Source organism: Streptomyces katrae (assembly GCF_000966975.1).
Classification (GTDB): domain Bacteria; phylum Actinomycetota; class Actinomycetes; order Streptomycetales; family Streptomycetaceae; genus Streptomyces; species Streptomyces katrae.
In genome coordinates this window covers 1-901 of record NZ_JZWV01000626.1, presented here as the reverse complement: position 1 = coordinate 901, position 901 = coordinate 1, and the positions used below count along the sequence as shown (strand labels likewise).

The 901-nt window shown below is 76.6% G+C and carries 1 protein-coding gene; it reads left to right on the top strand.

Going from position 1 to position 901, the window contains the following annotated elements; all coding sequences use genetic code 11:
- Positions 1 to 167 precede the first annotated feature (167 nt).
- Positions 168 to 901: EamA family transporter (locus tag VR44_RS48490; protein WP_052713764.1), on the top strand; the 734-nt coding region annotated here is incomplete at its 3' end.

The window sequence follows — 901 nt, the reverse complement described above, 5'->3', positions numbered from 1 at the left end:
GAGCCATTCCGTGCGGCCGCCCGCGGGGGCCCGGCCGATGTCGAGCTGGAGGAAGTCGGAGCCGGCCGGGCCCGGCGGTCCAGGCCGGCGGCCCACTGTATTGGACCTGTCGTCGGAGGGTTCTTTGGACCTGCTCACCGGACCATTGTGCCTCCAGGCTGGTCCGTATGAGCACCTCCACCTCACGTCCCGCCCTGCCCGTGCGTCCGTCCTTCCCCGTCCGCGACCTGGCGCCGGGCGTGGCCGGCATGGCGCTGGTCGGCAGCAGCGTCACCGTCTCGCGGTCGCTCGCCGACGCCCCGCTGTTCACCGCGCAGGCCGTGCGCTACGCCGCCGCCGCGCTGATCCTCCTCGGCCTCGCCCGGGCCGCGCGGGTACCGGTCCTGCGTCCCCGGGGGCGCGAGTGGCTGTGGCTGGCGGGGGTCGCGGCGACCGGTCTGGTGCTGTTCAACGTGGCGGTCGTACGGGGTGTGGCGCATGCCGAGCCGGCGGTGATCGCCGTCGCCGTGGCCTCCGTACCGGTCCTGCTCGGGGTGGTCGGCCCGCTGCTGGAGGGGCGCCGGCCGAGCCGCCGGGTGCTGGCGGCGGCGCCGGTGGTGGTCGCGGGCGCGGTGCTGGTCGAGGGGAGCGGGCGCACGGACGCCGCCGGGGTGGGCTGGGCCGCGCTGGCGCTGGCCTGCGAGGCGGGGTTCACCCTGCTCGCGGTGCCGGTGCTGGGGAGGCACGGGGCGTGGGGAGTGTCCGTGCACGCGGTGTGGATGGGGGCGGTGATGCTGGCCGGGCCGGCGGTGTTCACGGAGTCGCCGTCCGCGGTGGCGGAGCTGGGGGCGGCGCAGTGGGCGGCGGTGGGCTACCTCGCGGTGCTGGTCACGGCGGTGGCGTTCCTGCTCTGGTACCGCAT